Annotated in this window: 31 protein-coding genes and 1 tRNA gene; 4 read left to right on the forward strand and 28 right to left on the reverse strand. The window is 41.2% G+C overall.

Annotated features, from left to right (window positions below; all coding sequences use genetic code 11):
• Positions 1-43: 43 nt before the first annotated feature.
• The 5 genes from J1C81_RS10535 to J1C81_RS10555 form a co-directional block, all read right to left on the reverse strand.
• On the reverse strand, positions 44-796 hold the full coding sequence (locus J1C81_RS10535) for a 16S rRNA (uracil(1498)-N(3))-methyltransferase (RefSeq protein WP_002916178.1): 753 nt from the start codon (positions 794-796) through the stop codon (positions 44-46).
• The gene (prmA, locus tag J1C81_RS10540; RefSeq protein ID WP_002916179.1) at positions 797-1,750 is read right to left on the reverse strand and encodes a 50S ribosomal protein L11 methyltransferase; all 954 of its coding nucleotides are present in this window, start codon (positions 1,748-1,750) and stop codon (positions 797-799) included.
• A 142-nt stretch (positions 1,751-1,892) separates the two neighbouring features.
• Positions 1,893-2,363 (reverse strand): GNAT family N-acetyltransferase, encoded by a 471-nt coding sequence (locus J1C81_RS10545; protein WP_002916180.1) that lies wholly within the window; start codon positions 2,361-2,363, stop codon positions 1,893-1,895.
• The gene (locus tag J1C81_RS10550; protein WP_002916181.1) at positions 2,360-2,812 is read right to left on the reverse strand and encodes an NUDIX hydrolase; all 453 of its coding nucleotides are present in this window, start codon (positions 2,810-2,812) and stop codon (positions 2,360-2,362) included. Before J1C81_RS10550 ends, J1C81_RS10545 begins: the two co-directional genes overlap by 4 nt.
• A gap of 9 nt (positions 2,813-2,821) precedes the next feature.
• Complete coding sequence (locus tag J1C81_RS10555) at positions 2,822-3,292, reverse strand: DUF3013 family protein (RefSeq protein ID WP_002916182.1); 471 nt, start codon at positions 3,290-3,292, stop codon at positions 2,822-2,824.
• An 87-nt stretch (positions 3,293-3,379) separates the two neighbouring features.
• Here J1C81_RS10555 and J1C81_RS10560 point away from each other — a divergent pair, with 87 nt between their 5' ends.
• Positions 3,380-4,648 (forward strand): replication-associated recombination protein A, encoded by a 1,269-nt coding sequence (locus tag J1C81_RS10560; protein ID WP_002910802.1) that lies wholly within the window; start codon positions 3,380-3,382, stop codon positions 4,646-4,648.
• Positions 4,649-4,913: 265 nt separating this feature from the next.
• Positions 4,914-4,986, forward strand: a tRNA-Lys gene (locus J1C81_RS10565).
• A 22-nt stretch (positions 4,987-5,008) separates the two neighbouring features.
• Here J1C81_RS10565 and J1C81_RS10570 read toward each other — a convergent pair.
• The 23 genes from J1C81_RS10570 to J1C81_RS10680 form a co-directional block, all read right to left on the reverse strand.
• The gene (locus J1C81_RS10570) at positions 5,009-6,223 is read right to left on the reverse strand and encodes a site-specific integrase (protein WP_002916207.1); all 1,215 of its coding nucleotides are present in this window, start codon (positions 6,221-6,223) and stop codon (positions 5,009-5,011) included.
• On the reverse strand, positions 6,216-6,404 hold the full coding sequence (locus J1C81_RS10575) for a DUF3173 family protein (RefSeq protein ID WP_002916208.1): 189 nt from the start codon (positions 6,402-6,404) through the stop codon (positions 6,216-6,218). Before J1C81_RS10575 ends, J1C81_RS10570 begins: the two co-directional genes overlap by 8 nt.
• Before the next feature lie 173 nt (positions 6,405-6,577).
• Entirely contained in the window at positions 6,578-7,651 is a 1,074-nt protein-coding gene (locus J1C81_RS10580; RefSeq protein WP_002916210.1) for a phage tail tip lysozyme, read from the reverse strand.
• A gap of 3 nt (positions 7,652-7,654) precedes the next feature.
• Positions 7,655-10,051: a hypothetical protein gene (locus J1C81_RS10585; RefSeq protein ID WP_002916212.1), complete on the reverse strand. Its 2,397-nt coding sequence runs from the start codon at positions 10,049-10,051 to the stop codon at positions 7,655-7,657.
• Positions 10,051-12,558 carry an ATP-binding protein gene (locus J1C81_RS10590; RefSeq protein WP_002916213.1) on the reverse strand — a complete coding sequence of 836 codons (2,508 nt, stop codon included), beginning with the start codon at positions 12,556-12,558 and terminating at the stop codon, positions 10,051-10,053. Before J1C81_RS10590 ends, J1C81_RS10585 begins: the two co-directional genes overlap by 1 nt.
• A gap of 63 nt (positions 12,559-12,621) precedes the next feature.
• Positions 12,622-12,972: a TcpE family conjugal transfer membrane protein gene (locus tag J1C81_RS10595; protein ID WP_002916214.1), complete on the reverse strand. Its 351-nt coding sequence runs from the start codon at positions 12,970-12,972 to the stop codon at positions 12,622-12,624.
• Between the two features lie 3 nt (positions 12,973-12,975).
• On the reverse strand, positions 12,976-13,209 hold the full coding sequence (locus tag J1C81_RS10600) for a TcpD family membrane protein (RefSeq protein ID WP_235787713.1): 234 nt from the start codon (positions 13,207-13,209) through the stop codon (positions 12,976-12,978).
• A 13-nt stretch (positions 13,210-13,222) separates the two neighbouring features.
• Positions 13,223-14,101, reverse strand: coding sequence for a conjugal transfer protein (locus J1C81_RS10605; protein WP_235787744.1), 879 nt, complete (start codon positions 14,099-14,101; stop codon positions 13,223-13,225).
• A 107-nt stretch (positions 14,102-14,208) separates the two neighbouring features.
• The gene (locus tag J1C81_RS10610) at positions 14,209-14,442 is read right to left on the reverse strand and encodes an asparagine synthase (RefSeq protein WP_002916217.1); all 234 of its coding nucleotides are present in this window, start codon (positions 14,440-14,442) and stop codon (positions 14,209-14,211) included.
• Between the two features lie 3 nt (positions 14,443-14,445).
• A complete protein-coding gene (locus tag J1C81_RS10615; RefSeq protein WP_002916218.1) occupies positions 14,446-14,913 on the reverse strand; it encodes a hypothetical protein in 468 nt (155 codons plus the stop codon).
• Positions 14,910-15,356 carry an LPD11 domain-containing protein gene (locus tag J1C81_RS10620; RefSeq protein ID WP_002916219.1) on the reverse strand — a complete coding sequence of 149 codons (447 nt, stop codon included), beginning with the start codon at positions 15,354-15,356 and terminating at the stop codon, positions 14,910-14,912. The genes J1C81_RS10615 and J1C81_RS10620 overlap by 4 nt, the downstream gene beginning before the upstream one ends.
• A 45-nt stretch (positions 15,357-15,401) precedes the next feature.
• Entirely contained in the window at positions 15,402-15,674 is a 273-nt protein-coding gene (locus J1C81_RS10625; protein ID WP_032909834.1) for a hypothetical protein, read from the reverse strand.
• Positions 15,675-15,864: 190 nt separating this feature from the next.
• On the reverse strand, positions 15,865-16,254 hold the full coding sequence (locus tag J1C81_RS10630) for a hypothetical protein (protein WP_002916221.1): 390 nt from the start codon (positions 16,252-16,254) through the stop codon (positions 15,865-15,867).
• Positions 16,241-16,516, reverse strand: a complete 276-nt coding sequence (locus J1C81_RS10635) for a hypothetical protein (RefSeq protein WP_002916222.1) — start codon at positions 16,514-16,516, stop codon at positions 16,241-16,243. Before J1C81_RS10635 ends, J1C81_RS10630 begins: the two co-directional genes overlap by 14 nt.
• Complete coding sequence (locus J1C81_RS10640; RefSeq protein WP_002916223.1) at positions 16,513-17,739, reverse strand: replication initiation factor domain-containing protein; 1,227 nt, start codon at positions 17,737-17,739, stop codon at positions 16,513-16,515. The genes J1C81_RS10635 and J1C81_RS10640 overlap by 4 nt, the downstream gene beginning before the upstream one ends.
• 260 nt (positions 17,740-17,999) lie before the next feature.
• Positions 18,000-19,658: an FtsK/SpoIIIE domain-containing protein gene (locus tag J1C81_RS10645; RefSeq protein WP_002916225.1), complete on the reverse strand. Its 1,659-nt coding sequence runs from the start codon at positions 19,656-19,658 to the stop codon at positions 18,000-18,002.
• A 52-nt stretch (positions 19,659-19,710) separates the two neighbouring features.
• Positions 19,711-20,109, reverse strand: coding sequence for a hypothetical protein (locus tag J1C81_RS10650; RefSeq protein ID WP_002916226.1), 399 nt, complete (start codon positions 20,107-20,109; stop codon positions 19,711-19,713).
• Between the two features lie 10 nt (positions 20,110-20,119).
• Positions 20,120-20,437, reverse strand: a complete 318-nt coding sequence (locus J1C81_RS10655) for a hypothetical protein (protein WP_002916227.1) — start codon at positions 20,435-20,437, stop codon at positions 20,120-20,122.
• 92 nt (positions 20,438-20,529) lie between these two features.
• Positions 20,530-20,757, reverse strand: a complete 228-nt coding sequence (locus J1C81_RS10660; protein WP_002916228.1) for a hypothetical protein — start codon at positions 20,755-20,757, stop codon at positions 20,530-20,532.
• A 1-nt stretch (position 20,758) separates the two neighbouring features.
• Positions 20,759-21,013, reverse strand: coding sequence for a hypothetical protein (locus tag J1C81_RS10665; RefSeq protein ID WP_002916229.1), 255 nt, complete (start codon positions 21,011-21,013; stop codon positions 20,759-20,761).
• A gap of 26 nt (positions 21,014-21,039) precedes the next feature.
• Positions 21,040-21,327: a hypothetical protein gene (locus tag J1C81_RS10670; RefSeq protein WP_002916230.1), complete on the reverse strand. Its 288-nt coding sequence runs from the start codon at positions 21,325-21,327 to the stop codon at positions 21,040-21,042.
• 319 nt (positions 21,328-21,646) lie between these two features.
• Complete coding sequence (locus J1C81_RS10675) at positions 21,647-22,816, reverse strand: XRE family transcriptional regulator (RefSeq protein WP_268683722.1); 1,170 nt, start codon at positions 22,814-22,816, stop codon at positions 21,647-21,649.
• A gap of 30 nt (positions 22,817-22,846) precedes the next feature.
• Positions 22,847-23,614, reverse strand: coding sequence for a hypothetical protein (locus J1C81_RS10680; RefSeq protein WP_002916233.1), 768 nt, complete (start codon positions 23,612-23,614; stop codon positions 22,847-22,849).
• A 690-nt stretch (positions 23,615-24,304) separates the two neighbouring features.
• Between J1C81_RS10680 and J1C81_RS10685 the strand changes: the two genes are divergently transcribed.
• Both J1C81_RS10685 and J1C81_RS10690 read left to right on the forward strand, forming a co-directional pair.
• Entirely contained in the window at positions 24,305-24,652 is a 348-nt protein-coding gene (locus J1C81_RS10685; protein WP_032909837.1) for a helix-turn-helix domain-containing protein, read from the forward strand.
• The gene (locus J1C81_RS10690; RefSeq protein WP_002916241.1) at positions 24,653-25,531 is read left to right on the forward strand and encodes an ImmA/IrrE family metallo-endopeptidase; all 879 of its coding nucleotides are present in this window, start codon (positions 24,653-24,655) and stop codon (positions 25,529-25,531) included.
• Positions 25,532-25,558: the final 27 nt, after the last annotated feature.

Genomic DNA, 25,558 nt, shown 5'->3' on the forward strand with positions numbered 1-25,558 from the left:
TGATTAAAAAATCAGCAGCCAAGATGGTTGCTGATTTTGCTTTTTAGAGACTGTCATTGCTTAATTCCAACAAAACACTAACTGCCGTCAAGGCATAAAGCGGAGCTGTTTCAGCCCGCAGGATACGTGGACCTAGACCAGCGGAGATAGCACCTGCTTGGCCAAAGGCGTCTATTTCATCTGGCGATAGACCGCCCTCCGGTCCGAAGATAAAGAGAACTTTTGCGCCAGCTTCCAAGCCAGACAGAGCTCGGACTAGAGCTGCAGATTCTCCTTCTTTGGCCGATTCCTCATAGGCCACGATGATGCGGTCAAAGTCTGTCAAGGCTGCCAGAAAGTCTACCTTTTTATCAAAGAACCGAATCTCAGGAATCAGATTGCGCTTGCTCTGCTCTGCTGCTCCCTGAGCAATTTTCTCTAGCTTTTCACTCTTTTTAGCCAGCTTTTTACCATCCCACTTGGCCACCGACCAGTCCGCTGGGAAAGCCCAGATAGCACTGGCTCCTAGCTCCGTTACCTTCTGAGTGATGAATTCCAACTTATCGCCCTTAGGAAAGCCTGAAGCAATGGTCACTTGAACTGGCAACTCTGTATTGTCTGCCAGCTCCTCCAAGATTTCCAAGCTCTGCTGGCCGGGGTCTAACACCCGAGCCAGCCGTTTCATGCCATCATCAAAAATCAGTGTGACTTGGTCACCCTCTTTGAGCCGCATGACTGAAAACATATGTTTGGCCGTATCCTTATCCGTGACCACCAGAGGGGACTGAGGACTTCCTTTTATAAAATACTGCTGCATCTAACCACCTATCACGCCTGAAATGTCCTGCGTTTTCTTAAAGACACAGGCATTCCATTCGCCCTGAATCATATGCGTTTCCAGGAAAAATCCTGCCGCTTCCGCTGACTCGCGCACCATTTCCCACTTCTCAGAAATAATCCCACTCATAATCAGATAGCCCTCATCCTTGACCAGACGGTAGGCATCCTCTGTCAGATGGATGAGAATATCGGCCAAAATGTTGGCAACAATGACATCCGCCGCAATTTCTACGCCTCGGAGAAGATCACCTGGTGCCACATGGATGTTCTCCATACCTGGATTGAGCTCAATATTTTCCTGAGCCACGCGCACTGCCACCTCGTCCAAATCATAGGCGTAGATGTCCTTAGCGCCTAAGAGTGAGCTGGCAATGGAGAGAACGCCGCTGCCCGTGCCTACATCCAACACCGTTTCACCGCCCCGCAGGACCTGCTCCAGCGCAAAGAGGCTCATCTTGGTCGTCGGGTGAGTGCCCGTACCGAAGGCCATGCCAGGATCCAGCGTGATAATCTTCTCACCAGCTGTCGCCTCATACTCCGTCCATGACGGCACAATAGTCAAGTCGTGGGTGATCCGAGCCGGCTCAAAGTACTTCTTCCAGTTGTCCGCCCAGTCTTCCTCAGCCAGTTCCTGCCGAGTCAGCTGAATATTTCCCGTCTCCAAGCCGAAGCCATCCAGCTCAGCCAGACGCTCATTGGCCTGAGCCGCAACAGCCTCTATATCCACCGAATCCGGGTAGTAGCCGGTAATCTTGACCCGATCGCTCTGCTCCACTTCTGGAAAAAGCTCACCATACTGGTCAACCTGCCCCAGATAATCTGCGCTGTCATCGATAGCCACGCCCTGACTGCCCAGCTCAATCAGAATATTAGAGGTTGCTTCTTCCGCCTCACGCTTCACTTCAATCGTTAATTCCTGCCAAGTGTCCATTATTAAATACCAGGCCCGTAAAACACAGAGCCAAAATAGGAAATTCTCTGATGACGCTTGCGTCTATGAGAACCTTATCTTTTTGGCACAATGTTTAGGGCAGATTCAGTTTAAAAATTTAACTGAACAATCCTTTCTTTGTTTATTTCATTGTCTTCGTCATGTAGACCATATCCATGCCCTCTTTTTCGGGCTCAGTATGGGTCTGATGATAGCCATTTTTCTCATAAAAAGCCACCATGCCTTTATCCTGGAAAACCGTACACAAATCCCATCTGATAACGGTGGAGAATTTCTCCTCAATCAGACCAAGGCCTTCAGAACCATATCCTTTATTCTGGTACTCTGGCAAAATCGCTACGGTTCCAATCCAGCCTGCTGTCTGTTCGTCATTTGTATTCAAGCGAATAAAGCCAAGAATCTTCTCGTCGTCTTTGACAAAATAATAAAAACTATTGGGCCGCTCAACCAGCTTCCAGCGAATCCGCTCTCGCTCCTCCAGATAGGGGTCGTATTGATCCTGATATTTTTCATAAACGGCCTTAAAACTCGCTCGCTGAATGGCAATAATGGTCTCTAAATCCTCAGCTCCCGCCCGCTCAATATGAATCATGCTCGCACCTCCAAATAATCTCTCAACCTGTCCTGTAGCTGCGGAATAACCTTTTTATCTGCTAAAAACTGGCGAATATCCATCATCTGATAAGCCTGCCCCTCATCGCCAAAGACGATGCTGGCACATTCTTCCTGAGTGATGGTTCCCACCATAAAAATCGAGGTTTTGGCTGGATCAAGCATGCCTTGATATTCCTTAGCCCAGACAATAGCTACTTCTTCAAGCTTCAAACCAAGCTCTTCGAAAACTTCTCTTTGAACACATTCAAAGGGGGTCTCCTCGTTCTCTCGGCCACCGCCTGGCAGCTCCCACATATTGGGCCAAGGAATAGTTGAAATATCGTCTCGCAAGATAGTCAGTAGCTTATCATCACAGAGCAAGGCAATCTTGCAGCCAGAAAACTCCATCTGTTTGTGCAGCAAATCTAGTCCTTCTTCATCTGCCATCAGCTCCTCCTAATACCTCGGATAAGGATAAAAGGTCGTCTCAGTCAAGTCAGCTCTGCCATTTTCAAAAGCCTCAGCATTCCAAGCCATCTCAAACTCTGCCGCCTCTGAATCTGCTAAAAAGTCCATGAGCGCATCAAGGCCGGACTCAGCTGTTTGGGTTAGGAAATCCACGAAATAAGCTAGAAACTCCCGTGACAGCCCCTTTTTAGGCTCATAGGGCAGGGTAACCAGATAGTCCTCGGCCTCAAAACGATACTTGACAGGATTATAGAAAAGCACGGCTTCCTCAAAGTAAATATCTTCAGCCGAGGCATTGCCCTCAGCATCAACCGTCTCAATACCGCCTGGATTTTGCACCTCAAGGAGAAAGGCCACTTCCACTGCGTGATTCTTCTTGTCCCAGTTTATCTCATAGTCAAAAGGAAAGCTCTTCCCCATTTCCTCGTCCAATATCTCCAAAAAACCGTACTTAGCCATGATTTCCTCTTTTCATTGTGATAAAATATTACTATCTACAATAGTAACACAAAAAGCCAAGAAAAACACTTGCAGAAAGGAAATCTTATGCCAGAAAACCTAGCCCTGCGCATGCGGCCGACCGACATTGATCAGATTATCGGCCAGCAACATCTGGTCGGACCTGGAAAAATCATCCGCCGCATGGTTGAAGCCAACCGCCTGTCCTCGATGATTCTGTATGGGCCACCCGGCATCGGCAAGACCTCCATCGCCTCGGCTATTGCCGGCACAACCAAGTTCGCCTTTCGGACCTTTAACGCCACCGTAGATAGCAAGAAGCGCCTGCAAGAAATCGCTGAGGAGGCTAAGTTTTCCGGCGGACTGGTGCTCCTGCTAGATGAAATTCACCGCTTGGACAAGACCAAGCAAGACTTCCTGCTACCGCTATTAGAAAGCGGTCTAGTCATCATGATTGGAGCGACGACAGAAAATCCTTTCTTTTCTGTCACCCCTGCTATTCGAAGCCGAGTTCAGATATTTGAGCTAGAGCCCCTCAGCAATGACGACATCCGAACGGCCATTCAGCTAGCCTTGACGGATAAGGAACGAGGATTTGATTTCCCAGTGGAACTAGATGATGAAGCTCTGGATTTTATTGCCATCTCTACTAACGGAGACTTGCGCTCCGCTTATAATTCACTGGACCTAGCCGTACTCTCTACCCCAGAAAATGGCAAGGGTATTCGCCACATCACGCTCGATGTGATGGAAAACAGCCTGCAAAAGAGCTATATCACCATGGATAAGGATGGAGACGGCCATTACGATGTTCTCTCTGCCCTGCAGAAGTCCATCCGCGGCTCCGATGTCAATGCCAGTCTCCACTACGCAGCCCGCCTCGTTGAGGCAGGAGACCTGCCTAGCCTAGCTCGACGCTTGACCGTTATCGCTTACGAAGATATTGGTCTGGCAAATCCTAACGCTCAAGTCCATACCGTCACAGCTCTAGAAGCAGCTCAGCGGATCGGCTTTCCTGAAGCTCGCATCCTTATTGCCAATATTGTTATTGATCTGGCTCTATCGCCCAAGTCCAACTCAGCCTACCTAGCCATGGACAAGGCCTTAGCTGACTTACGAAAGAATGGAAACCTCCCCATTCCCCGCCACTTACGCGACGGACACTATGCCGGCAGCAAGGAATTGGGCAACGCACAGGACTATCTCTACCCTCACTCCTATCCTGGCAATTGGGTCAAGCAGGACTATCTGCCCGACAAGATAAAAGACGCCAATTATTTCACTTATACTGAGAATGGCAAATACGAGCGAGCCCTTGGAATGACTAAGGATAAGATTGATGACTTAAAAAAATGATGACATCGTTTGCAAAAAATCACATTTTTCTCTTGAATTTTTCAAAATTTATGGTATCATAATTATAGAAACGCTGTGGTGTACGACTTCACACTTAAGTGTTGACCGACTATTTTTTGTATTATTAGGGAAACAAAAGACTTCTAACAGCATGCAAGCCGTGTCACGCGGAAGCAGCTTCAGTTAGAGCGAGTTGCCCACCTGCTTAATTGCGCGGGTTCAATACAAATCGTGAAGGTCCGGCACCAATACAGCTTTTTCTATTGCCTCCTTAGCTCAGCTGGCAGAGCAGCGGACTCTTAATCCGTGGGTCGCAGGTTCGATCCCTGCAGGGGGCACTAGACTAGATTATTAAAAAGCCTATTCCAATAGGCTTTTTTCTTGTCCACTTTTACTTTGCCCGAAGCTTTGCCCGAAGCTTTTTCCTTTCTCTATTTCTGCCCACTCATCTTTAGTTTCCTGTAACAAATGAATATAAGTCTCTCGTAGCATAGTTGTATCCTTATGACCAAACCATTTGGCTAAAACTTCTAATGGCACCCCCTCCCGAACTTTTATACTCCCGTAAGTATGACGTGCTCCATAGGAGGTAATTATAGGATCAATTTCCAATTTTTTTAATATTTTCTTCAATGCTTTATTCAAAGTTGACTCATCTGGAACTGGCCACTTCGAACCATATTGAAAAAAGACAAAATCCTGTTCATTTTTTATATTTAGAGTTTTGAGAATTTTTTCTTGTAACTCCTTTAAATCTTTTAAAACTTTAATTGCTTGACTATTAACTGGTACCTTTCTTACAGATGGATTTCTATAATTGATTCTCCGATAATGATAGTCGTTTTTGGGAGGAACGATAACATGTTTATGAGACGACCAACGACTATGTGTATAAACCTCCTGATTTTCAAAGTCAACATCAGCCCACTTTAAAGCCAAAGTCTCTCCTGGTCTTAAACCTATCGCAAATTGAAAATATAAAACATGAGGAACAACAGATTTTCTATAATCCATAAACAACAATAAATATTCCACCACTCGTTCATAATCAGCCTGACTATGCAAGAATTTTCTATCCGGATGCTTCCTCTCCCTCTTAGAATTGAGTTTAATATTCTTCAAAAAACTATCATCAATAGGAATTTTATCCGCTTTTGCAAATTCAACTGCTTTTACAATATTAGCATTCATACGCCCCAGTTCGTTCAATTCATAATGTTCGCCATAAAAATTAAGAAACTTTTGATATTTCGAACGTACCATATCCGAAACAAGGGTATCTCCAAAATATTGCTCAATTATATCTCGACGGCGCAAATAACGTTTTTTTGTCTCGATATCAATATTTTGGGGCATAATTTCAACTTCTAACCAACTATTATATAACTCAACCACTGTCAACGGGGTATCATATACTGATATTTGGCCATTTGCTAACTGCAATTCGATTTCCTTCGCTTTTTCAGAAGCTTCTTTTTTTGTCCTAAAACCACTACCATGATAAGACTTTCGGTTGCTTCCTTTACGCTCAATTTCAAAACTCCAAGTCTTACCACGTTTACGAATTCTAGCCATTTTGAATTTTCCTTCCTAAAATTCGATAGATATACTCTTGTGGAATCTCTACCTTCCGTTGATTTCTGTAAAAAGAAAAACCATCCTGCACCAACAAATCAATCGCCTGCTTTAATACCTTACGAGCCTTATAGTCACTCATCTCATTAAGCAAATCTTGCTTATTAACCGTATCTCTCATTTTAATTACCTCCTTATGTAAAAAGTAAAAACAAATCTCTTTTTTTAGACTTCCTCTAAGATACTCAATACATAAATTATTTTAGTTCCTTCAATTTCAAATCACTATCATAAATAAAATTTAGAATTAATATAGTTTATTATACCTTAACTTTGTTGTTCCCATTCGAAAAATTAATGTCCATCCACATACCAGAGCTGTTTAGCTGTATTGGTATCAATCACCCTATAGGCTACAGTCATTGCGGGTACGCCTATTACATTCATTTCTGAAATCAAGATAGAGCCATCACTCTTAACTTCCTCACAGAAAGCCACATGACCATAGGTTGGATCAGAGCCTGCCTGACCTTGTACAAAGGAGACCGCCGTATGTTTCTTGGGCGTATGACTGACACTATAGCCAGATTTCTGCGCCCACTGACCACCGTTCCCCATATAGGAATCAAACTGAATGCCAAGCTGTTTGGCTCGATTATATACATACCAAGTACACTGACCAGCTGGGTACGAGTTGCTACCCTCGTAAGCATGACCATCATACTGGCTGATATACCCCCAGCCCTCTGGGATAGCAGTTAAACTTGCTCCTGTGTTATTATCCTGATTAAAGGTCGCCTGACCGTCTTTCAGAATATCATAGATAATCTCTGCCCATTGTTCAATATCACTGACTTTGGTTTGAGAATCGCTAATAGCCACCCCCTCATAATACTGAGACCAATCACGAGCTGCCTGTTTGGGATCCATACTGGAAGCTACTTTCTCAGTTACCTGAGCATAGGAGCTGGTCAACTCTGTACTCATAAGATCTAGTTGGATGCTTTTCTCTAGCTTCTTTTCCTTAGCCTGAGCCCAGCGGTCGCCATTAATAGTAGAACTCCATCCAGACCACTGATAGAAACCAGCAACGCCTCCACTGGGATTCACCGCCTTGTAATCAAAGCCGCATTCCCGATAGGCTACCGCTAGGCTGCCACTAGCCCCCTGGAGGGTGAAGTGGTGCTGATTCATCAACCGGCTTGCAAAGTCAAGAGCGGTCTGAGCCTTTTCCTCACTCAACTGGTGACCAGTCTTTTCTGTAAATCTCTGTGCAAAACTTGCAGCAGAAATTGAAATTCCCCCAGAGGTGGCTGAATAAGTCTTAGATGAAACCGTACCGCCTCCTACCATTACTAGCAACATGAAAGAAAGAAAAAGAGCCGACAGAGTTCCCGCTCCAATCAGCCCTCGTTTAAGTGCTTTCATTTATTAATTGTTCCCCTTTCTAAACAAATCGTCAGCTGGATTCATATCTTTCAATCGCTCCTTTCGAAATTCTCTTTTCAAGCCTCTTACAGCTAAGCGATTTTTCAAGATGTTTTGGAATGAAAGTTTGGTTCCTTTTTGCTTTTCTTCCCGGAACCGTTCAAATTCTGACATTTCCTTCTGGCGTTGTTCCTTTCGTTCCAAGCGCTCCAGGCGACGGCTTTCCCGCATTTCAAATCTCTGCTGGACTGGCGTATCTGTGTCCCCAGCCAAATCATGGATTTTAGAACGTAGGCGCTCTGCTTTTGGTATCGTAAAGAAATGGCTAAGGTTGTCTTTACTGTCCTTTAGACGTTGTTTAAAGTCTTCTCTGGACTGTTGAGCTGCTTCCTTATCCAGACTCGGTCCAACCCCATAACGTAAACGGTCATAAAGACCTACAGCGCCGTTTTTACCTACTTTCAATAGTGTCCGAATAGATTTTCCAGCCATGGCTAACCGAGCCGCGGGAATAGATTTTGCGGTTGCTACACCCGCTCCTCCCCGTTGCAACATTCGAGTAGGAAATAAAGGGCCATTCTTTCCAAACATATGTGGTATAGAGAAGCTCTCAAAGCCAGATTGAGCTTTCTGAGCCAGCTCTTTAGCAGACAGGGTTCCTCTGACAAAAAGATTGCCTAAGAGATAGCGCAGTTTAAAGATAATAATCCAGACTAAGCCTTGGATAATAGCCACCCAAAAGTACACCTTGGTCATTCCGCCAGATACTCCCTCAATCAAGCTATTAACAAAGAGGAAGGCCCGGATAAAGAATAGACCGAGTGAGCCCACAAGCACAAACTGAAAGAGTTTCTTCCCCGCATTGCTTAAGACCTGCTCACAGCTTGGAATCATGGCGATAAAGAGCAGGAGCACCAGGAAAACGAGAAGAAAAATCGCTAAGTAACGGAAAACAAAGGAAATCAACCCAATCACAATTAAGGCAAAACCTACCACAACCGCCTTCACTAGAGAAGCTAGAGCCGTGAAAAACTTAATCCCCATGGCATCAAAAGATAATTGTTCAATATCTTTATTCTTTTGAGCAAACTTCTCAACCTTTCCTTGTTCTCCTTTAGATTCAAATAAGTCTATTACCTTATCTTCCGGAATATTGGTAATCTCTTGATCTTTTAACTTATCGGCTTTAAAGTTCATCGCTAGGAAAGGACGATAGACCAACTGGTCGAAAATTGCTTCCTTAATCTTTGTTAGATTATCACCAGATTTTCCCTGAATGCTCTTACTTGCCTCACTATCATCCAGCTGATCAAAGCCTTGAATCGCTATCCTAGTGATGTCCTGACCCATGCCGTCTACGGCTTTGACAATCTTAGAAAGGTTATAAGTGGCTGTCACCTGACTATTCCCATAGTTCAGAGGTAAACCGTTCTGTTGATAGAGGAAGAGGGCAAAGAACCAAACCAAGATAAAGCGAAAGGCTCGAATAGGGAATTTTCTGGTCTTGAAAAATTCCATGATTCCCCACATTACAGCCACTCCATAAACCAAATAGCGGAACTCTACCATAAAGGTATTAAAGAAGTTGGCCGAAAAATTCACCACCTTATCCAACTCCCTATACGTATTGGCCGAGAAGACCTGCTCCAGTACAATAATCGTTAGGCAGTAAATAGCCTTGGTCAAGAAAAAAATCCCCTGACTGATGGCATTAACAGCCTTGGGCCAAATATCATCCGCATTGAAGAAGCCACCCTCCACATAAATATAAGAAGTCAATTTGGACATATCTCCCGGATTCTGACTTTCTCTTGCCTTTTGTAGGTAGGCCTGCACTTCCTCTCGATTCTTAGCCTCTTCCAATTTAGCAGTTGCTTGCTCATTGTAGTTATTCTGAGTTGTTTTCAACCCCTGAATCTGCTGCGTATTCTCCTCAGATTGGTGTTCCTGAACATACTGATTGATTTCCTGAGTATCTTTACCAGCTTGCTTCAGTTCTTTTGTTGTTGGGCTTTCCTTTTCCAAAACTGCATCAACTTTCTTAGCCTTCTCCTCGATGGACTGATATTCTTTATCTTTAGAAAGTTTCTTCTCGTCTTTCTTTTTCTTATCCTGTTTTTCTTTTTTATACTGTGCTTCCCTAGATTTTGCTTCTTGAACATTAGGAGGAGTATAACCAGAACTCTCTTTTGGAGAGAGATCCTGAATTGTGTTAGCAGCTGTATTATAACCATTGGCTCCTGGTTGAGGTGCCCCAGTGTTTGCACTAGAGGCTGGGGGATTTGTATTGTAACCATTGGCTCCCGGCTGAGGAACTGTTGAATCTGCTACAACAGCAACTGGCAGCCAACTAAATAGAAATAAACTGAGCAAAATCAACCGTTTCAGAAATTTCAACATTAAGTACCTTCCTTTTGTTTTTCTTGTTTGCGAACCGTCTCAAACAGCTTACTCATTTCTGGGAAGTACAGCCCATCTACTGTGATTCGCTCCACACGGCCAGAAGTGTCTTTCATAAGACACTGGCCTTTGGTCATGTTATCAAACCAGGCCTTGCTGTCATCAGTCACTTCCACTTTCAAACGACTTAGAATCTTCTCTGCAGAACCTTCTGCATCATTATGGAAACACAGATAAGTCCCAAAAGCAGAAGCTTCTCCATCCGACCGATTAGAATCCTCCGGCAGCTGGGAGGTAAAGACGAAAAAGCAGTTTTGAGAGCGGCCCATCCGCTTAATACGGTCCTGTAGGCCACGACCAGAAGCTGTAACACTAAGGACCCAAGCCTCATCCTGGCCGATAACAGTTTTTGTGCCATAGTCCTGCTCACCGAATTTCAAACAGTAGTCGCCCAAAGCATACATCACTGCCATAGCTTTCCTATTTTGAAGGGTCAGTTCTGCGTGTTCATCCGCTGGCAAATCCAGATAGGCAATTTCAAGAATGGTATTGCGAGCAGTCAAATCAACAGCAGGATTGGTACCATCTGAAAAGACTAGACTCAAAACAGAAGCTGTCACTTTTTCTAATAAGTTTTCAGCTGTCTCCCGGACCTTATCAAATTCTGACTTCATCAGTTCCTGAATAACAGATAGAGTTCCGACTTTTTCTCCATTGGCTCGTTTGGTCGCATAAATCCGAATCATCTTGGATAGTTCCGTTTCAAACTTATCCTTGCCGTCCAGGGGCATAAATTCATTAATCATGGAGAGAATTAAATCTTTTGCTTGCTCACCACTCAAAAAGACCAGCGGATCCAACACACCATGATTTTCAGACTTTGTATAGTCCAAAGTAACAAAATGGATACTACGGATATAATCCTGTAATTCTGAACAACTATCCTTTTCTTCCAGTTCACGGAGAAGTTTATTGTACCAATATCGCTTCTCCATTTTGGGATCGATGTAAAGCGTCTGGCAGTTCAAGAGACTTGCATAGAAAAAGATTTTAGAAATCGCAAAAGTTTTACCAATCCCTGTATCACCAGTTACAGAAATATGAGGATTGTCTGTATTCTTTCCTTCCACCTTTTCATTAGCTTGTAGAATATCGACCAAAACTGGTTTATCACAGGCTGCCAAAGCTTTCTCAAATCTTGAATTCCAGCTTAAAATCTGGTTATCAATCATCCCAAAATAGAAACCAACTTCCTGACCGACCTTTTGACTGACAAAAAAGAGGTCTTCTGCAAAAGCAGCCACCTCTGATGTTTGGATAAAGTTTTTATCTTCCAGTTCTAATGTTTCACCAAAACGATTTTTAGCAAACAGGTAGAGCTGATAGGGAGTAGCACGTGAAAGGCTGACTTTATCCCCTTTCATCTTCTCCATCAGGAGATTAATTTTTTGTTTAAGTACTTGCGGATCAGCATCTGATACAACCATGGTCTGCAAATAGTTGAGGATAGGAGTTCCTTCATCTATTTTCTGTTCAATATCTTCCACAAGATATTTACTTTGGGCCACAGACTTTTTTTGGACGCTGTCTGCTTCTAGGGATTCTGTCTGAGCCCCTTTGAGTTTCAACCGGGTATTCCTAGCCTTGGTTCGAACATTATTAAAAGGCAGGCCTTTGACTCTGGCAAACTTTGACTTAGTCCAGACCTCCACCGGAAAGCCTAAAGACTGTACCCGTTCAATCAAATGCAGATAGCTTGCATTTTCTGGCTTATAGGCTACCGGAAGAAACGCCACATACTGCGAACCTTCTTCATTGAGTAGTTCCAAGGCATTGATTTTTTCAAAATCAATCGTCTTATCCCCCAAATTGTCCATCCAGTTCTCAACCAGATTGATTTCATATTCCTGATCCACATTCAAAGAATGCAGGTAGGAATAACGATTGACAAAAATTGTCTCTCTGGTCGTCAGTCGGCGACAATCTAACAGAGACAGGTCTTCCTCCAGTTTTTCTCGCTGGCGCTCATACTTCTTTTCCCACCCCTCCAGGACATCTTTTTGAAATCCAAATCCCTCTGCTAATTTTTCAGCTGTATGATTAATGGAATCCTGGATTACCTCTTTCAAGTCCACAGAGATATTGAAAGATTTTAGAGGCAGGGAAATGAAATAGTGATAATCGCATAGTTCCCGATTCATCAAGTAATTATAGGACTTTTCAAGGACTGAGAAAGCCATCTCCTCTGTGTCCTCCGCAAACCTTTCAGACAGTTCCCGAAATTTTCCAAGCAGGTCCTTTGGAAACGGTAGCATAGCAATATCAAAATCACCGTAGGGCTTTATATCACCTAACCAGCTTTCTACAGTCGCTTTAAATTTCTCTTTTTTCGTAAAAGCAACCGGATTCATCACCTCCGGCTCTACTTCATAAAGCGCAAAAACCGAGCCATCTTTTTTCAAAATCAGGTTGTCTACAATGTCCACAATTTGATTATCTAATTTCACTTTTTTTCTTCCCCTCTTTCCTTAAAATACATGATGGCTTGTAGTAAAGCAAACCATCATTAATCACTTGTTTTTTCGTTTCCTACCGTAACTCCAGTAAAAGCAAATATAATCCTTTAAAAATCGATAAACTCCCTGCTGCTCAATCGTAAAATCAGCCATCAGAATTCCTAGCAACCACAGGGGCATTACCCCAACTCCTAGCCAAAAAAGTAAAGGAATGGGAATAATCTTCATGACAATTTCTGTTATCAACCAATAGTAAAGCAAAAATAAAGAAGCAGTCCAGCCAAAGGTAGCCAATTTAACGGCATTAGGAAGAGAATATTTATCAGAAATTTTCTGAATCCAGGTCGGCTGCATAAAAGCAGATCTGTAGTGATAAACTCGTTTATCTTTCTTTTCCTCGGCCATACTCTAACCTCCCGGTGTCCACAGATTGAACACGAATTGGAAGAATTGGCTAACTTTCGTTAATACTAATTCCGAGTTTAAGCAACAGAAAGAAATAGCCAATCCAGTTACGATAACTCCAAGGATTTTCCCCGCTGAACGTGAAGTAAAAAAGATAACAATTGCAACCCCCACGGCAATCCCTATAGCAAGCCACGCTCCATACTCTGTCAACATATATTGAATTGGTGTTTTCATGTAGTTATACTCCTTATTTAATTTGTTTTCGATACTTTTCAGCAATCCCATGCTCTATGCTCTGAACGCGATAAGAATCCGTTTCTTTATCTGCTTTCAAAGACACAACAAAGTTTTCCTGATGTGCCAATTCAAAGGCGTCCGTCATTGTCACTTGCACAACAGCAACCAGTTTTGTTTCATCCTTATCATCTTGGATAAAATATACATAATCCATACTTTTCAGCAGATAGCCTTGAACTGGCTGAATTTCCTTAGAGAAAGGAGACATCTGGGTTTTATCCCCACTAGTATAAGCTTTGAAAAAGGCCTCCACATATTGTTTAGCTTTCTCAAATTCTTTCTTGTCATCCTGCTGATCTTTCAGCCGCAAACCCGATTTCACACCTCTTGCCACATAAGAAGACTCATTGGTAAAATATGGTAAATCGGACACATAAAAGCGACCATCTTTCACACCATAGGGAATAGAAATCAAGCCAACGTTTTTTTGCCATTCTTCCCCGACCTTAACCTCATACTCTACCCGGTAAGTAGCAAGATTTTCCGTGACCTCAAACAAAGTTGCATTTGTTAGACGACTGTCTGCATTAGCCATTTCACTAGACTTCTCATCCAGTCCTGCAGCATAAAACTTCGTCAAAGCAAGCCGATTTTCCGCATTATTCTCTGAAAAGTAGAGATTCAAAAAATCAGTCATAAATAGACTGATTTGGTTAGAATAGATTCTGGGATTTTTTTCTTGAACTTGCTGGATAATTGGCTTTGTTCCCATGGTCCGAATAGCATTGGAAACAATCGTTAAAACAGACAATCCCACAATTCCCACTACAAATCCCATCAGAATTCGATTAGCGGCCTTTTGGCTAATTTTTCGCGGTTTTACTTCCACATTTGTTTTTCTTGGCTTTGGAAACTTCACTTGTCGTGCTCTCTGTCTTAAGTCAGAAAGCCATTGTTTTACATCCAATATTTTTCTCCTTTACATTGTTTATTCTGCTATACTTCAGATAGGCGAGAAACGAATTCATTATAAGCCTGAACATCTCCCCGTATAGCATCTGCCTGCTCTTGAGTGAGATAACCGAATTGAACCCATTTCTGCAATTCTCGAAAAGTCCAATACAAGGCCTCTCCAAACGATAAATCATCTTCAAGCAATTCATCTCTCAGCCAAACACTGTACGGATTTTCTTCTTTTATCCGGTCATGTTGAATGGTATAAATGTTCATATTTCAAACCTCCACATAGAAACCTCTGGGAGTGTTCAGCACAACCCCCTCACTGATATAGGTTTGGATAGCAGCCGTCCAGTTGTTGGCTTGGTAAAAGAACATGACTACCCTATCCATTTCAACCTCTTTTAACAGATGCTGCATAAGCTCAACTTCGTCTTTGCTCACAAATTCAAAGTTATGAGCCATCACAAAGATAAAGGACTTATGAGCTTTGAATAAATACTGGACTAAGTAGTCATCTCCTTCATACCGATTCGCAATCTTCTGTTTTAGAATATAAGCTTCCTGAAGAGACATAACTATATCCACTTCCCAATCAGAGAAACCCGAAACAAAAACATTTTCCTCCCGAATCCCTTTTTCTTCCATCCTCTGACGAACCCCCTCAATACTAAACTTCATCAGGTCTAACTGACAAAGTTCAGAGCTGGATCCGTCTGCTCGAACTCTTATCGTCGCAATCATGAGTGCTCTGTCATCCTCCTTTCATAGTCTAAGATCCCCTCCCAAGTCAGCCATTCTGGCTTACTATCTTCTGGGAACTTTCTCCAAATGCGTTTCATCTCTGTAATTTGGCCAGCAACATTACCAGCCCAGAGATGCCCCTCATAGCGATTGCCATAGCCTAGAAAATAATTACAGTCCTGCTGCAAGCGGCTTAACATCATATAATCAAAATGATAAGGATTTTGACGATTTTCGTAGTCTTTAAGATACTCCCGCAACTCTTCAACCGTCAGATAACCGTCTACCCCAAAACCGAAAGTATCATCTTCACCATCTACATAGAGCTCTCCTTCAAAGTTTTCATCTACTCCAATTTTGCTTAATTGACGGATCGAAAAAGGCAAAGAAAATTTAGCCTTTTGACCGGTCCGGGTATTGGTAATCATTGCATGTTGTGTCATTTTGGTCTCCTTCAAAACAAAAAAAGAGAGGCATTTGCCTCTCCCTTATTCCACCTGCGACAGTTTCCCACCAATAGCGGTCATGGCTTTGTGAGCTTGGGTCACAATACCATTTTGATGGTAGTAGTCCCTGGTATACTTTTCCAAAACTTCAACCATATAGCCCGGCAAGGTTAAATCGTCTTTCTTCTTGATTAAACTATTTAACTGCCCCATCACTGGCCAGACTTCATCATATTTATGATTGACCAGCAATGTCCCTGCCTCTTTCACAAGAGCCAAGACTTTCTTATCTGATTCGTTTCGTGTTTGTGCCATCTGTTTTCCCTCATTTCTTTTAAGTTCTCTGGTATTCACTGATGCAGAAGGCAGGAGGAGGACGGGATTTTCTTTGTTCTGCCTGCTTACAGAATAAGCTCTTAGATTTTTCTTGTAGCAGCTTATTTGGAAAGGTCAGGCCTACCCATTCCACCATACCAGGCGGTTCCCAAAATCTATAAAACATGGCCTACCTCCTTGTCTTAGTTTCCAATAAAAACTTCTCTTTGTGGTATTTAGCCGCAAAGAACAAAATATCTTGAATCTGCTGGTCTTTTTCCAGACGCAACAAATTTTCTTCCAACCAGTGGCGCTTATTCTTTACTAAGTTTCTTAATTCTTCCTCATACTGCCGAATCAGCGAGCCAAGCATTTCCTTATCAGAAGAGCGCTTGTACTTTCTCAGGTCCTGAACAAGGCACTGGATGTCCATTTGATAATCTCGGTAGGTCGGATGATGGCGCACTTCTGGATAGTAGAAGGAATGAGCTGGAATTACGTAAACTAGATTTTTTATGACAAGAGTCAAATCTTCTTTCTTCTGCAACTGGCTTTTCAATAATAGACTAAGATTGGCCATCTCCCCTCCTTTGCTTACAAGTTTCTACTAAAGCTGTGATACCCTCCGGCATCCGGTCCCAATCAATCGAACAGTCCCGCAGAAAACGAGGTTGGGTCTCGGACGGGATAACGGGAATCTGCAATAAGCGGTAAAACCCCCGATATGTAGGAAAATACTGACTGGCAAAAACTAAATCTACTTTTCCCTCCACTTGAACAAATAAGCGTTCACGGTCTACAACTGCCATCGAATCTGAGGTAATTCTTTCAATCTTTTTCAACCTGCTGCCTCCTTGCTTTCTTTTTGGAGCCATTCCAGTTCTTTCAACCGTTTTTCTGGAATCTCCGCATATTCTTCTATCTCTGCTAGTCGACCCGAACCCGTAACAGCCTCCACTTCCTCCAGAAACTTTCTAGTCCCCGCTACGACTCGCTCATACCAGCGGTATTGTTTTTCTGCTATAGCCACCTCTTGAGGAGCTGTCACAAACTGACAGGCTTTCAAGCTCCCCATGAGCTTGTACCAGTCTGGATCCAGAATCAGGCGCTTGCCTTTTTTGGCATAGACATGGAGCTTGTCATTGATAACGCCGACCGCCTTTTTGGCCATATCCTCCCGCTGATAGTACCACTCCAGGAGGAAATCATGAGATTTATCACCGAACATGCGGACCTCATAGCGGTTTTTATAGCCGTACAGCTCCCGAATGGTTTCCAGCGAAACCTTGGACTGGTGAGCCTGTTCAAAGTCCTTTTCATAGAAGTTCAACAGAACAGATGACTGCCTAGAGCCAAAATAAACTGAGCAGCCGTCTGCCTGGTTCTGCGTTTCCCCATCAATGAACTTGAAAGAGCGCATTTTAGACTGAATCAAGCCCTGCTCTTTCTTTACCTTGAGCTTGTATAAGTCATAGTTCCCGTCCTTGTTATAGGTTTCATCCAGTGAAACATCCAGGCGAGTGATTTTAAGAAAATCGGCCGCCTCTTCCTGAGACTGGGTTTTCCTCTTGGCATAAGCCAGAGCTGCCTCTACAACCTCCTGCCAGGTTCGGCCCCCTTGCTCATTTTTCAAGTACCACTCGAACTCCCGACAGCCTCGCCCGGTCATCTCAACCAACGTCCCCATGTTCTCGTCTTTCTCCGAGTGATAGACATTGATAAAATTGAAATTTTCAAGCATACTATAGCCGTAGCGACCAAAGTCATACTGGATAAAGGGCTTCTTTTTCAGTCCAAAGACTTTATCTATCACTCCTAACCAATCCAAAGTACGAAAGCGGAAGCGGATATAGTCAATCCGGCCAGTCAAGCGGACACTAGATGTTGAGTTCAGCGACAGCAGTTCCTGCAGGGGCAGACCGACCTTTTTAAAAGATACCGTGTCCTTTCCCAAGTAGCGGTTATAAGTCGCTGGTGAAATGGTTAAGAGCCGACTAAACTCTTTCTTGGAAAAACCCAAGTAGAGGCGTAGCCTCTCCATGTCCTTTGTTTCAATCCCTTTCATACAGCATAGATTCACCTTCCTTTTTTAATTTGTCAGTCTTTCGACTTTAAAAATTGCTGAAAGTCTTTCTTTCAGCAATTTTTAAAATCGCCTTGAAAGCTAGAGTCTCAAGGCATTCATGATTTTGTGATTCACCGTAACCCCCTTATTAACATACAGGGGGTTACATGAAAGCAGCCCGCCTCACGGCCGGCCGCTTTCAGCTAGGCAGAAGCGCCCAGCGCCTCACCGCTTAAGCTAGCGCTGTTCGCTTGTCCGCTCTAGCCAAATTGTTCCTGAACAATCTGTTTATAAGACTTGTCCGAGCGTTCCCTCTCTTCAAAGACCTGACGAAAGGCCGCCAAGTCTTTTTGTTTGATAACTGGACTGCCGGTCTCTCCAGTTTCAAAGGGATAGAATCCATCTTTTAAGAGGTCAAAGACCGTTCGGATATTTCGGTCTGTCAGGTTGGAGAATTCTTCCTGCAGAGCCTGTAAAGCCTCTTTACGAGTTAAAACCTGATTCTCTGATACAGGTGAAGCAGGCTGATGTTGGCTGCCTGCCTCCAGAGGATCAAAAGGATTTTCAATCCGTTCATATTTCTCAAAGAGATCATAAAAATTGAAATCTTTGTCAATCAAGGGAGCATAGAATTCTTGAGCCTGGTCGCCAAAATTGGCACAGTAGCCTCGGCCATAGACACGCTTTCCTGCTAAATAGGATACATTACGAAAGTTCTTATTCTTGTTTTCTTCCCCAAACATAGCCGCATAAGCATATTCATCTAGGCGGCCCATTGTGACATGGAACATCATATTAGAGCGGATTTTCAGCGGTAAGTCGTCATGACCAGGACGTTGGAAAGCTTTAATGATATAACAGCCTGCCTGACGGCCCTTTAATGTCACATTATCATCCGCCTTTCGATACCGTTCCCACAAACCATAAGAAGCATTCCCATCAAGAGAAGACATGAAGGAATTCACTTCATCATGAATCAGAAAAACGGGTTTTAGGTCATATTTTTCAAAATTCCTCAACTCTTTCTCGCCTCGCTCTTCCATGAGTTGATTCATGTGAGCATAACGAGCCTCCATTATTTGTTCGAACCGCTCATACATGGCGACAATGTCTTCTTTGGTATAAAAGACTCGATCTTTAAAGACCTCTAGTCGGGCTAAGGGAACAAAATCAGCATGTTTTGGATCACATAGATAAGCCGCACCTTCCTTTCCCGCTCCGACCAACAGAGAACGCAAAAAGACTGTCTTCCCGCCGCCAATTCCCCCAGCAAGAAGCAAATTAGGATTTTCAACATAGTTCCAGTACACAGACTTAGACAGTTTCAGTCCTTTGCCTTTAACGACTTTTACATCCCTCGCATGGATTCGGTTCAGATAAGCAGAATAGGCCAATTTATAAACGATAAATTTTTCTTCGTAGTTATCTTCAATATAATCCATGAAAAAAGTGGTTTCAAAGTCCCCACCTAGTTTCAAAAACTGGTCTTGAAACTTAGAACCGGACAATTCCAGCATGACCTCCAGCTCATAGCGGCCTTGCTTGAGGTAAACTCTGGGAAACTTGATGGTTCTTTTCTTGCCCGCTTCTTTCTTCTTTTTCTCGTAGTAGTAGCCTCGCTCATAAAGATAACGAGCTAGGATACTCATGCGAAATAGTTTTTTCCAGAAAAGCAACCGCTCCTCCAGGAAGCGATTGAGAAAGGCCGCCAAGAAAAAGTTCAGCAACCATCCGGCTCCCACCATTAACAGTAAAGCTTGATTCAGAGCTTGAACTTCTTCTCTGCGAATGTAGAGCAGGAAGCCCAAGGCCAGCCATACAGGAAGCAGCAGGAGGCCATACAAGAGTAAGGGGATTTTCATCATCCAAGGCCGAATCCGCACCCCCTTATAGCGGAAAATGGAGTGTAAAACAGACATTTCCTCTCCTTCCTAGTCCAATTAAAAAAGACCGAATCTGGTTGATTCAGTCTTACCCTTTATTTTCCGGTGCTTTGTCTGGTTTTGGAGAAGCTGCCTTCTTAAAGCCATCAACCCGCAAGGCGAAACCATACGAGCGGACTTCATAAGGATCTGTATTTCGCTGGTTGACTGTCCGGTTAAAGTTATAGATAAAGGGACTGGCTTTGCCAATCACCTCAATCTCAGACATGAAAGGAACTTCTTCGGGTTGGTAGCCATCCGGCAATTTCAGGCCAATAACATCATTGAGCTTATCTGAGAAGACCTCAATGTGGGTAGCATGAGCCTCTCGCTCCCCGTCTTCGGAAATATCAAATGCTTCCCGGAAACCAACAAAGGTCAGCTTGCCAAGGTTCGCCAGATTGTAAGGATCGGTACTGGTATTAAATTTTTCTACTACAAAAGTCATAGTTGCCTCCTTATTTTGCCAATTTCATTTTCTTTGCTTCAAAGACGATTTCATCTTTAGACTTCCCACGAGAACGGACGGACCCAACGGTCATCACAAGACCAGTCAGGCTCTCAATTTTCTGCATTCCCTTATCTTTTGGAATATCAGAGTTTTCCAGGCCATAAACCCGAATCCGGACACCATTTTGCACATCTCCGCTGACTTCAAAGTCACGGTATGCGTCATTGTAAGTAGTCGCTGGTCGTTCCGTAAAGTTTGGTAGGACAAAGAGTCCTGTCTTTCCAATCACTTCTTGCCCCACAGGGAGCACTTGCAAATCTGCCATGTGTATTCCTCATTTCTTTTATTTGTTCTATTTGCTTTTACTTAGAAAGCAGCCGCAGGAGCACGAGCCATTATCATCTATCCACCTCATTCCTAGATTCCCAAATATTCCTTTTTCAACTGACGCTTATAGCTGTTTCGACAGTCCATCAGCTGCTTAGAAAAAGCGTCATGGCTATCGTGACGGTGAAAAATTGCATCCATCTCTCCCATGCTCTCCTGATAGCACTGCTCACAGTGCGCTGGATCCCCCTTGTACATCCGCAGGGAAAATCTAAACCTTTCCAATATTCCTTCAAATCGATTTTCAAAATAACGCATTTCAAACTCCTCTCTGCAGCTTTCGATACTGTTTTTCAATCTGTCTCTTGTATGGCAGCATAAGAGACTGTGTCACGATTTTATCTCTTTCTATGGATTGTTTGCTTAATCGTTCTAAAGCCTCTATGCTGCTTTTACAGAGTCGTTTTAACATCAGCCTATTATTCTTATAAATTTTAAAAGAAAATAAAAAGTTATCGTAGATTCTACGATAACCCGATTGATAATAGACAATAACAACTTCACTATGATTCATTCCTGATCATCCAGTTTCCTTTCTCTTTACTCAAAACAAATCAGATAGTCTAGCATCGCTGCATGAACTTTATTCAAGCCTGCTTCCAGCTGCCAGAGCTCATCATAAATTTTTCGTGCGTCAGCTGTCTTGAAGGTCCGACTTACTCCGAAGAAGGAATCTTGTAGTCTAAGCACATACCCGTCTTCTGTTTTTGTCACACTTCCTAAAAACTCAGTGTTTGCATAGTTGTCATAAAGTTTTAGGACTTGATCAACCCCATCTACAACCAAAGCTACAAAAGTCTCATTTTTTATTTCTTCAAATAAATCCATTTCATCCTCCTTTATTTAACTAACTTCAAAACTTGACTGAAAAATTTCTAATATAATCTGGATTCGACAAAAAACCACTAACCAAACAATACAAAAGCATATAAATCATCTCACCCCCTCTATCCTCTCACCGCCTTTCCAAGCAAAAGTATTATCAAAAGAAAGACAAAGACAGAAAGAGAAGCTGTTAAAATAAATAGACTCACAATAAACAGCAATATTTTCTTAACCATCTCCATCACCTCATTTCTATAAAATAAAAAACCAGCTCTTGGCTGGCTGTATCATCTGCTTAAAAGAGAAGAAAATAGTAGAGTCTCTAAGATAATCTTTTATTGAAATTCTTCAGATGAATAATATTATCAAATCTATCTTCATCACTAACAGTCTTTTTATATTTATCAAAGAACTGTGGTTGAATAGTCAATAAATGAGACAAGAAACGTTCGTTAACTTTTAAAGCGTTAAACATACTATCTACTGTTAGAAGTTTGGACAAAATAGTATTTAGCATACTCCTTACTTTAGATGGTCTTCTCACTATTATCTCATCATCAAGTCTTTCAAAAGTTTTATAATTATTTTTTCTAATCAATCTATAAAAATAACCATGTTGAGATGGACTAACCAAGCCTAATTTAAATGCTCGGTACTCAAGCGCTTGTATAGAAACAGAGTATTTCCGTTTTAAATCAATATAATTATCTGGATTACTTACCCGTTTTCCAACAAGGCTCGTCATATCTTTACAAAATTCTTCTTTGGGAAGTAAGAAACAAGAGGCAAAATTATTAGCTTCTGATTCTTTTTCTAAAAATTCATCTTTAGACAACGTGCTAAAATCAATATTTCTATGTAGTAGAAGATGTCCTAATTCATGAGCTAAGTCAAAATTTCTCCTCACAGCTGTTTTTCCAATCCCTAAAATAATAAACGGTTTATTAGTATTAGACCATATACTATAGGCGTCTTCATTGTTTGCCATATTTCTTTCAAAAATATAAATACCTGATTTTTCTAACTGATAGAGAAGATCGCTGTTATCATTAGAGACTTCTAAAAATCTTTTTGCAAATAATGCAATTTCTTCTAAACTAACAGTGTCTTGGTCTTTTTGAGAAATAATATCTACTAAATCTATAATTTTTTGATTAGGAATAGTAACCATACTTTCTAAATAGATAACAAGTCTATCTAATGTGTTTAAATAAGCTTCCTGTATGTCTGTGGCTTTTCTTGTGTTTTCTGCTTCATTTCTAAAAGCTACTGATGTCATGTCAAAATTTGAAATAGAATTCATCTGAAAAAAATAGTCTGAACGAACCCCAAACAAATTAGTCATTTTTTGTTTAACAGATGCTTTAGGGGAAGTTTCATTTTTTTCAAATTGCCAAACAGCTTGCTCAGTTATATCTAGTTTAGTCGCCAACTCCTTCCTTGTCATGCCATACAAAAGGCGTAATTGTTTTAATATATCACCATTAAACATGAGTGAAAACCCCTTTACATTTTAAGTTATTTATTTGATTTCTTTTACTTCAGCTATCCTTTCATCAAAGATTGAAATATCATCATCACTCTCTTGAGGAGAATAGGTAATATTAGTATATTGTGAATTATCATTGCTGTCAAATTGACTTGACTGAATATAATCTGTTAAATCTTGTGCCAGTCTTAAATTATTTGTAATTGGATTAGGAAAAATTAACTGAATATTTGTAAGCTTTTCATTAGAAACTTTGTATGAAAGAACAAAGAAATAAGCAATGTCTTTATAAATATCTCCTTCATCATCAATTAAAGAAATAAGCGACTCCCTCTCATCCTCAAAAAGAGAAATCGGTTGTTCAAACAAACCTTCTAGCGGCTCCTTACTTTGACGAATTACTCTCTTATTAATTTCCAAATAAGCCTCAATATATTCCTTTTCTTCTTGTTCTGTAGTTTCTGTAACATTAGATTTAGAAAAGCCTCTTTTTAAAGCGTCTTCAGATTTGACAATAAATAAGAATTTCCCAAAAGTTGTTTCACAAATATATTCACCATACTCCCATGTGCGCCCAGCTTTTTTGATATTAGAATCCTGTATAAAGCTAAATTTATTTTCTTCAAACGCTTTGAAGAGAGAGCTATCAATTATATTCACCCGACCATTTTTCGCAGCAGAGTTAATCCTATACCGATCTTTTTCTGCTTTCATTTTTTGGGAGAAATCATCATTTCCTTTTAAAACAGAATCTACAATTAGTTGACAATGTTCAGCACGCAACACTTCTAATTGACTCATTTATTCACCTCGAAATATAATTTCCTTTATTATATCATATTTTAAAACAAAGTTACAAATATATCCAATAAAATTAAAGTGTTTTGGCTCGAATAAGTTAATCTTTTAATTTTCTGCTCTCCTAAACAGATGACTAATCTGATTAGTACGCGCTCTTATCCTCGCGCATTATTTCACTAGGAGTCCCTAGCTACCGCCCAATCCACCTGCCGACGAAAAACAAAAGTCCCTCGCTTTCCATATATCTCTCTATGTAGACAAGCTTCATCTCCGACGCCACCAGCGCCAGCAGTTCCTTGTGATTCATCCAAGCCAGCTCACAAGGCTAAAAGCTGATGCGTGTGTGCTAGATTTGTCATAACCTAGAACAGCTCCAATCCCCCACTTTTAACCTCTCTAGCAAACTTGACAAATTGTTAAGTTTACTATATACTAAAGTTGCTACGCTTTAGTGTGTCTGATTGTCTGAAAGGATTGTCTGACGCACTTTTATTTAATTTTCAAAGAACAATCTTCAATCTAGACTGTCAATCTTACTGCTCAATTTTTATCTATCTAAAGCATAACATTGAGAAAGATCGGACTAGATTTAAACAACATTTTGTTGTTAAAAATATAATACAACGTTTTGTTGTTTTTGTCAATGTTTTTTTGAAAAAATTTAAAAATTTTTTAAAAAGAGGTTATCTCATGTTCCCAGAACGCTTAAAAAAACTAAGAAAAGCTGCTGGAATGTCTCAAAAAAATCTTGCTTTAAAACTTAATACTAGTCAACAAAATATAAACTATTGGGAAAATGGCCAGCGAAACCCAAAAAGAGAAAAACTAATAGAAACAGCAGATTTTTTTGATGTCTCTGTAGACTATCTCTTGGGTAATACTGATGAAAAGAAACCTGTTTTGGAAACAGCACAAATACTTTTTAGAAAAACAGTAGATGATTTTAACTTAACAAAAGAGCAGCAAGAGCAATTTAAAATTGATATTGACAATTTTATTGAAATGAGAAGAAAAGCTTTTGAAGAAGAGCAAGACTAAATGAATCCTATTTACCAAAAAATCACTGCTATAGCTCGTACTGAAATTTACCAGTTTATTAAACTTCACGATATTTCCCTAATAAACTATTCTTTTGAAAGTTATTTCCAAGCAAAAAAAGAACAGTATCACATCAAGGTTTTCGAACATCATTTTGAAAATGATTTAATATCAGGCATCACCATGATTGATCCTCTTGGAATTTCTATATCTTACGAAAAAGATTGTATTCAAGAAAGACAGAATTTCACCAAATGTCATGAATTAGGGCACTTACTTTTAAATCACAAAGGCAGCCTCTTTACAGAAAGTCTAAAAAATAAAACCGCCCAAGAATTAGAAGCAGATTATTTTGCTTCTATTATTTTAATGCCAGATATAGTTCTTTTAACTAAAATTTTCTATCAACAAAAAACTTATCAAGGAGTTATGCAAGATTTAGCAGTTTCTAATAAAGCTTTAGAAGTTCGACTAACTCAACTATTTCAACACTATACAGATATGAGCTACCCCAAAGCACAAGGAATTGTGACCAGCTTTAGAGCAGGTACATCTGCTGGAAGAAAATTAATTTCTTACTTGGAGATTATTAAAGACAATATCATCAGCAACTATGAAACGATTAAAATTAAAGCTAGTGATAAACTAAAACTACTGCTAGAGAATAATAATTTTATTACTCATATTGAATTTCCAGAACTTCAAAATCAATCATTTTGCCAAAAAATAAAAAGCGCCCTTCCACATATCAAAACCTGGTCTAAGTACGATAAAGGACTTACACTATGGTATGCCTGGAACAGCAAGCAGCTAACCGACACAGAAGTCAACAGAAAAGTCAAATTCGCCTTCTATGATCTACAAAATAAAAAAGACTGAGTGATTCAGTCCATTTCTTTATATCTA

It is taken from the genome of Streptococcus sanguinis, from assembly GCF_050225395.1.
Taxonomy (GTDB): domain Bacteria; phylum Bacillota; class Bacilli; order Lactobacillales; family Streptococcaceae; genus Streptococcus.

Bases quoted from the DNA above. Each gene is read 5' to 3' on its own strand.
- J1C81_RS10625 (WP_032909834.1), bottom strand. From the start codon at position 15,674: ATGGCACAAACACGAAACGAATCAGATAAGAAAGTCTTGGCTCTTGTG.
- J1C81_RS10555 (WP_002916182.1), bottom strand. From the start codon at position 3,292: ATGGCTAAGTACGGTTTTTTGGAGATATTGGACGAGGAAATGGGGAAG.
- J1C81_RS10690 (WP_002916241.1), top strand. From the start codon at position 24,653: ATGAATCCTATTTACCAAAAAATCACTGCTATAGCTCGTACTGAAATT.
- J1C81_RS10640 (WP_002916223.1), bottom strand. From the start codon at position 17,739: ATGAAAGGGATTGAAACAAAGGACATGGAGAGGCTACGCCTCTACTTG.
- J1C81_RS10650 (WP_002916226.1), bottom strand. From the start codon at position 20,109: ATGACTTTTGTAGTAGAAAAATTTAATACCAGTACCGATCCTTACAAT.
- J1C81_RS10645 (WP_002916225.1), bottom strand. From the start codon at position 19,658: ATGTCTGTTTTACACTCCATTTTCCGCTATAAGGGGGTGCGGATTCGG.
- J1C81_RS10680 (WP_002916233.1), bottom strand. From the start codon at position 23,614: ATGAGTCAATTAGAAGTGTTGCGTGCTGAACATTGTCAACTAATTGTA.
- J1C81_RS10655 (WP_002916227.1), bottom strand. From the start codon at position 20,437: ATGGCAGATTTGCAAGTGCTCCCTGTGGGGCAAGAAGTGATTGGAAAG.
- J1C81_RS10665 (WP_002916229.1), bottom strand. From the start codon at position 21,013: ATGAATCATAGTGAAGTTGTTATTGTCTATTATCAATCGGGTTATCGT.
- J1C81_RS10585 (WP_002916212.1), bottom strand. From the start codon at position 10,051: ATGTTGAAATTTCTGAAACGGTTGATTTTGCTCAGTTTATTTCTATTT.
- J1C81_RS10535 (WP_002916178.1), bottom strand. From the start codon at position 796: ATGCAGCAGTATTTTATAAAAGGAAGTCCTCAGTCCCCTCTGGTGGTC.
- prmA (WP_002916179.1), bottom strand. From the start codon at position 1,750: ATGGACACTTGGCAGGAATTAACGATTGAAGTGAAGCGTGAGGCGGAA.
- J1C81_RS10550 (WP_002916181.1), bottom strand. From the start codon at position 2,812: ATGGCAGATGAAGAAGGACTAGATTTGCTGCACAAACAGATGGAGTTT.
- J1C81_RS10660 (WP_002916228.1), bottom strand. From the start codon at position 20,757: ATGCGTTATTTTGAAAATCGATTTGAAGGAATATTGGAAAGGTTTAGA.
- J1C81_RS10615 (WP_002916218.1), bottom strand. From the start codon at position 14,913: ATGATTGCGACGATAAGAGTTCGAGCAGACGGATCCAGCTCTGAACTT.
- J1C81_RS10560 (WP_002910802.1), top strand. From the start codon at position 3,380: ATGCCAGAAAACCTAGCCCTGCGCATGCGGCCGACCGACATTGATCAG.
- J1C81_RS10575 (WP_002916208.1), bottom strand. From the start codon at position 6,404: ATGAGAGATACGGTTAATAAGCAAGATTTGCTTAATGAGATGAGTGAC.
- J1C81_RS10670 (WP_002916230.1), bottom strand. From the start codon at position 21,327: ATGGATTTATTTGAAGAAATAAAAAATGAGACTTTTGTAGCTTTGGTT.
- J1C81_RS10675 (WP_268683722.1), bottom strand. From the start codon at position 22,816: ATGTTTAATGGTGATATATTAAAACAATTACGCCTTTTGTATGGCATG.
- J1C81_RS10610 (WP_002916217.1), bottom strand. From the start codon at position 14,442: ATGAACATTTATACCATTCAACATGACCGGATAAAAGAAGAAAATCCG.
- J1C81_RS10630 (WP_002916221.1), bottom strand. From the start codon at position 16,254: ATGGCCAATCTTAGTCTATTATTGAAAAGCCAGTTGCAGAAGAAAGAA.
- J1C81_RS10545 (WP_002916180.1), bottom strand. From the start codon at position 2,363: ATGATTCATATTGAGCGGGCGGGAGCTGAGGATTTAGAGACCATTATT.
- J1C81_RS10685 (WP_032909837.1), top strand. From the start codon at position 24,305: ATGTTCCCAGAACGCTTAAAAAAACTAAGAAAAGCTGCTGGAATGTCT.
- J1C81_RS10580 (WP_002916210.1), bottom strand. From the start codon at position 7,651: ATGAAAGCACTTAAACGAGGGCTGATTGGAGCGGGAACTCTGTCGGCT.
- J1C81_RS10595 (WP_002916214.1), bottom strand. From the start codon at position 12,972: ATGGCCGAGGAAAAGAAAGATAAACGAGTTTATCACTACAGATCTGCT.
- J1C81_RS10570 (WP_002916207.1), bottom strand. From the start codon at position 6,223: ATGGCTAGAATTCGTAAACGTGGTAAGACTTGGAGTTTTGAAATTGAG.
- J1C81_RS10620 (WP_002916219.1), bottom strand. From the start codon at position 15,356: ATGACACAACATGCAATGATTACCAATACCCGGACCGGTCAAAAGGCT.
- J1C81_RS10600 (WP_235787713.1), bottom strand. From the start codon at position 13,209: ATGAAAACACCAATTCAATATATGTTGACAGAGTATGGAGCGTGGCTT.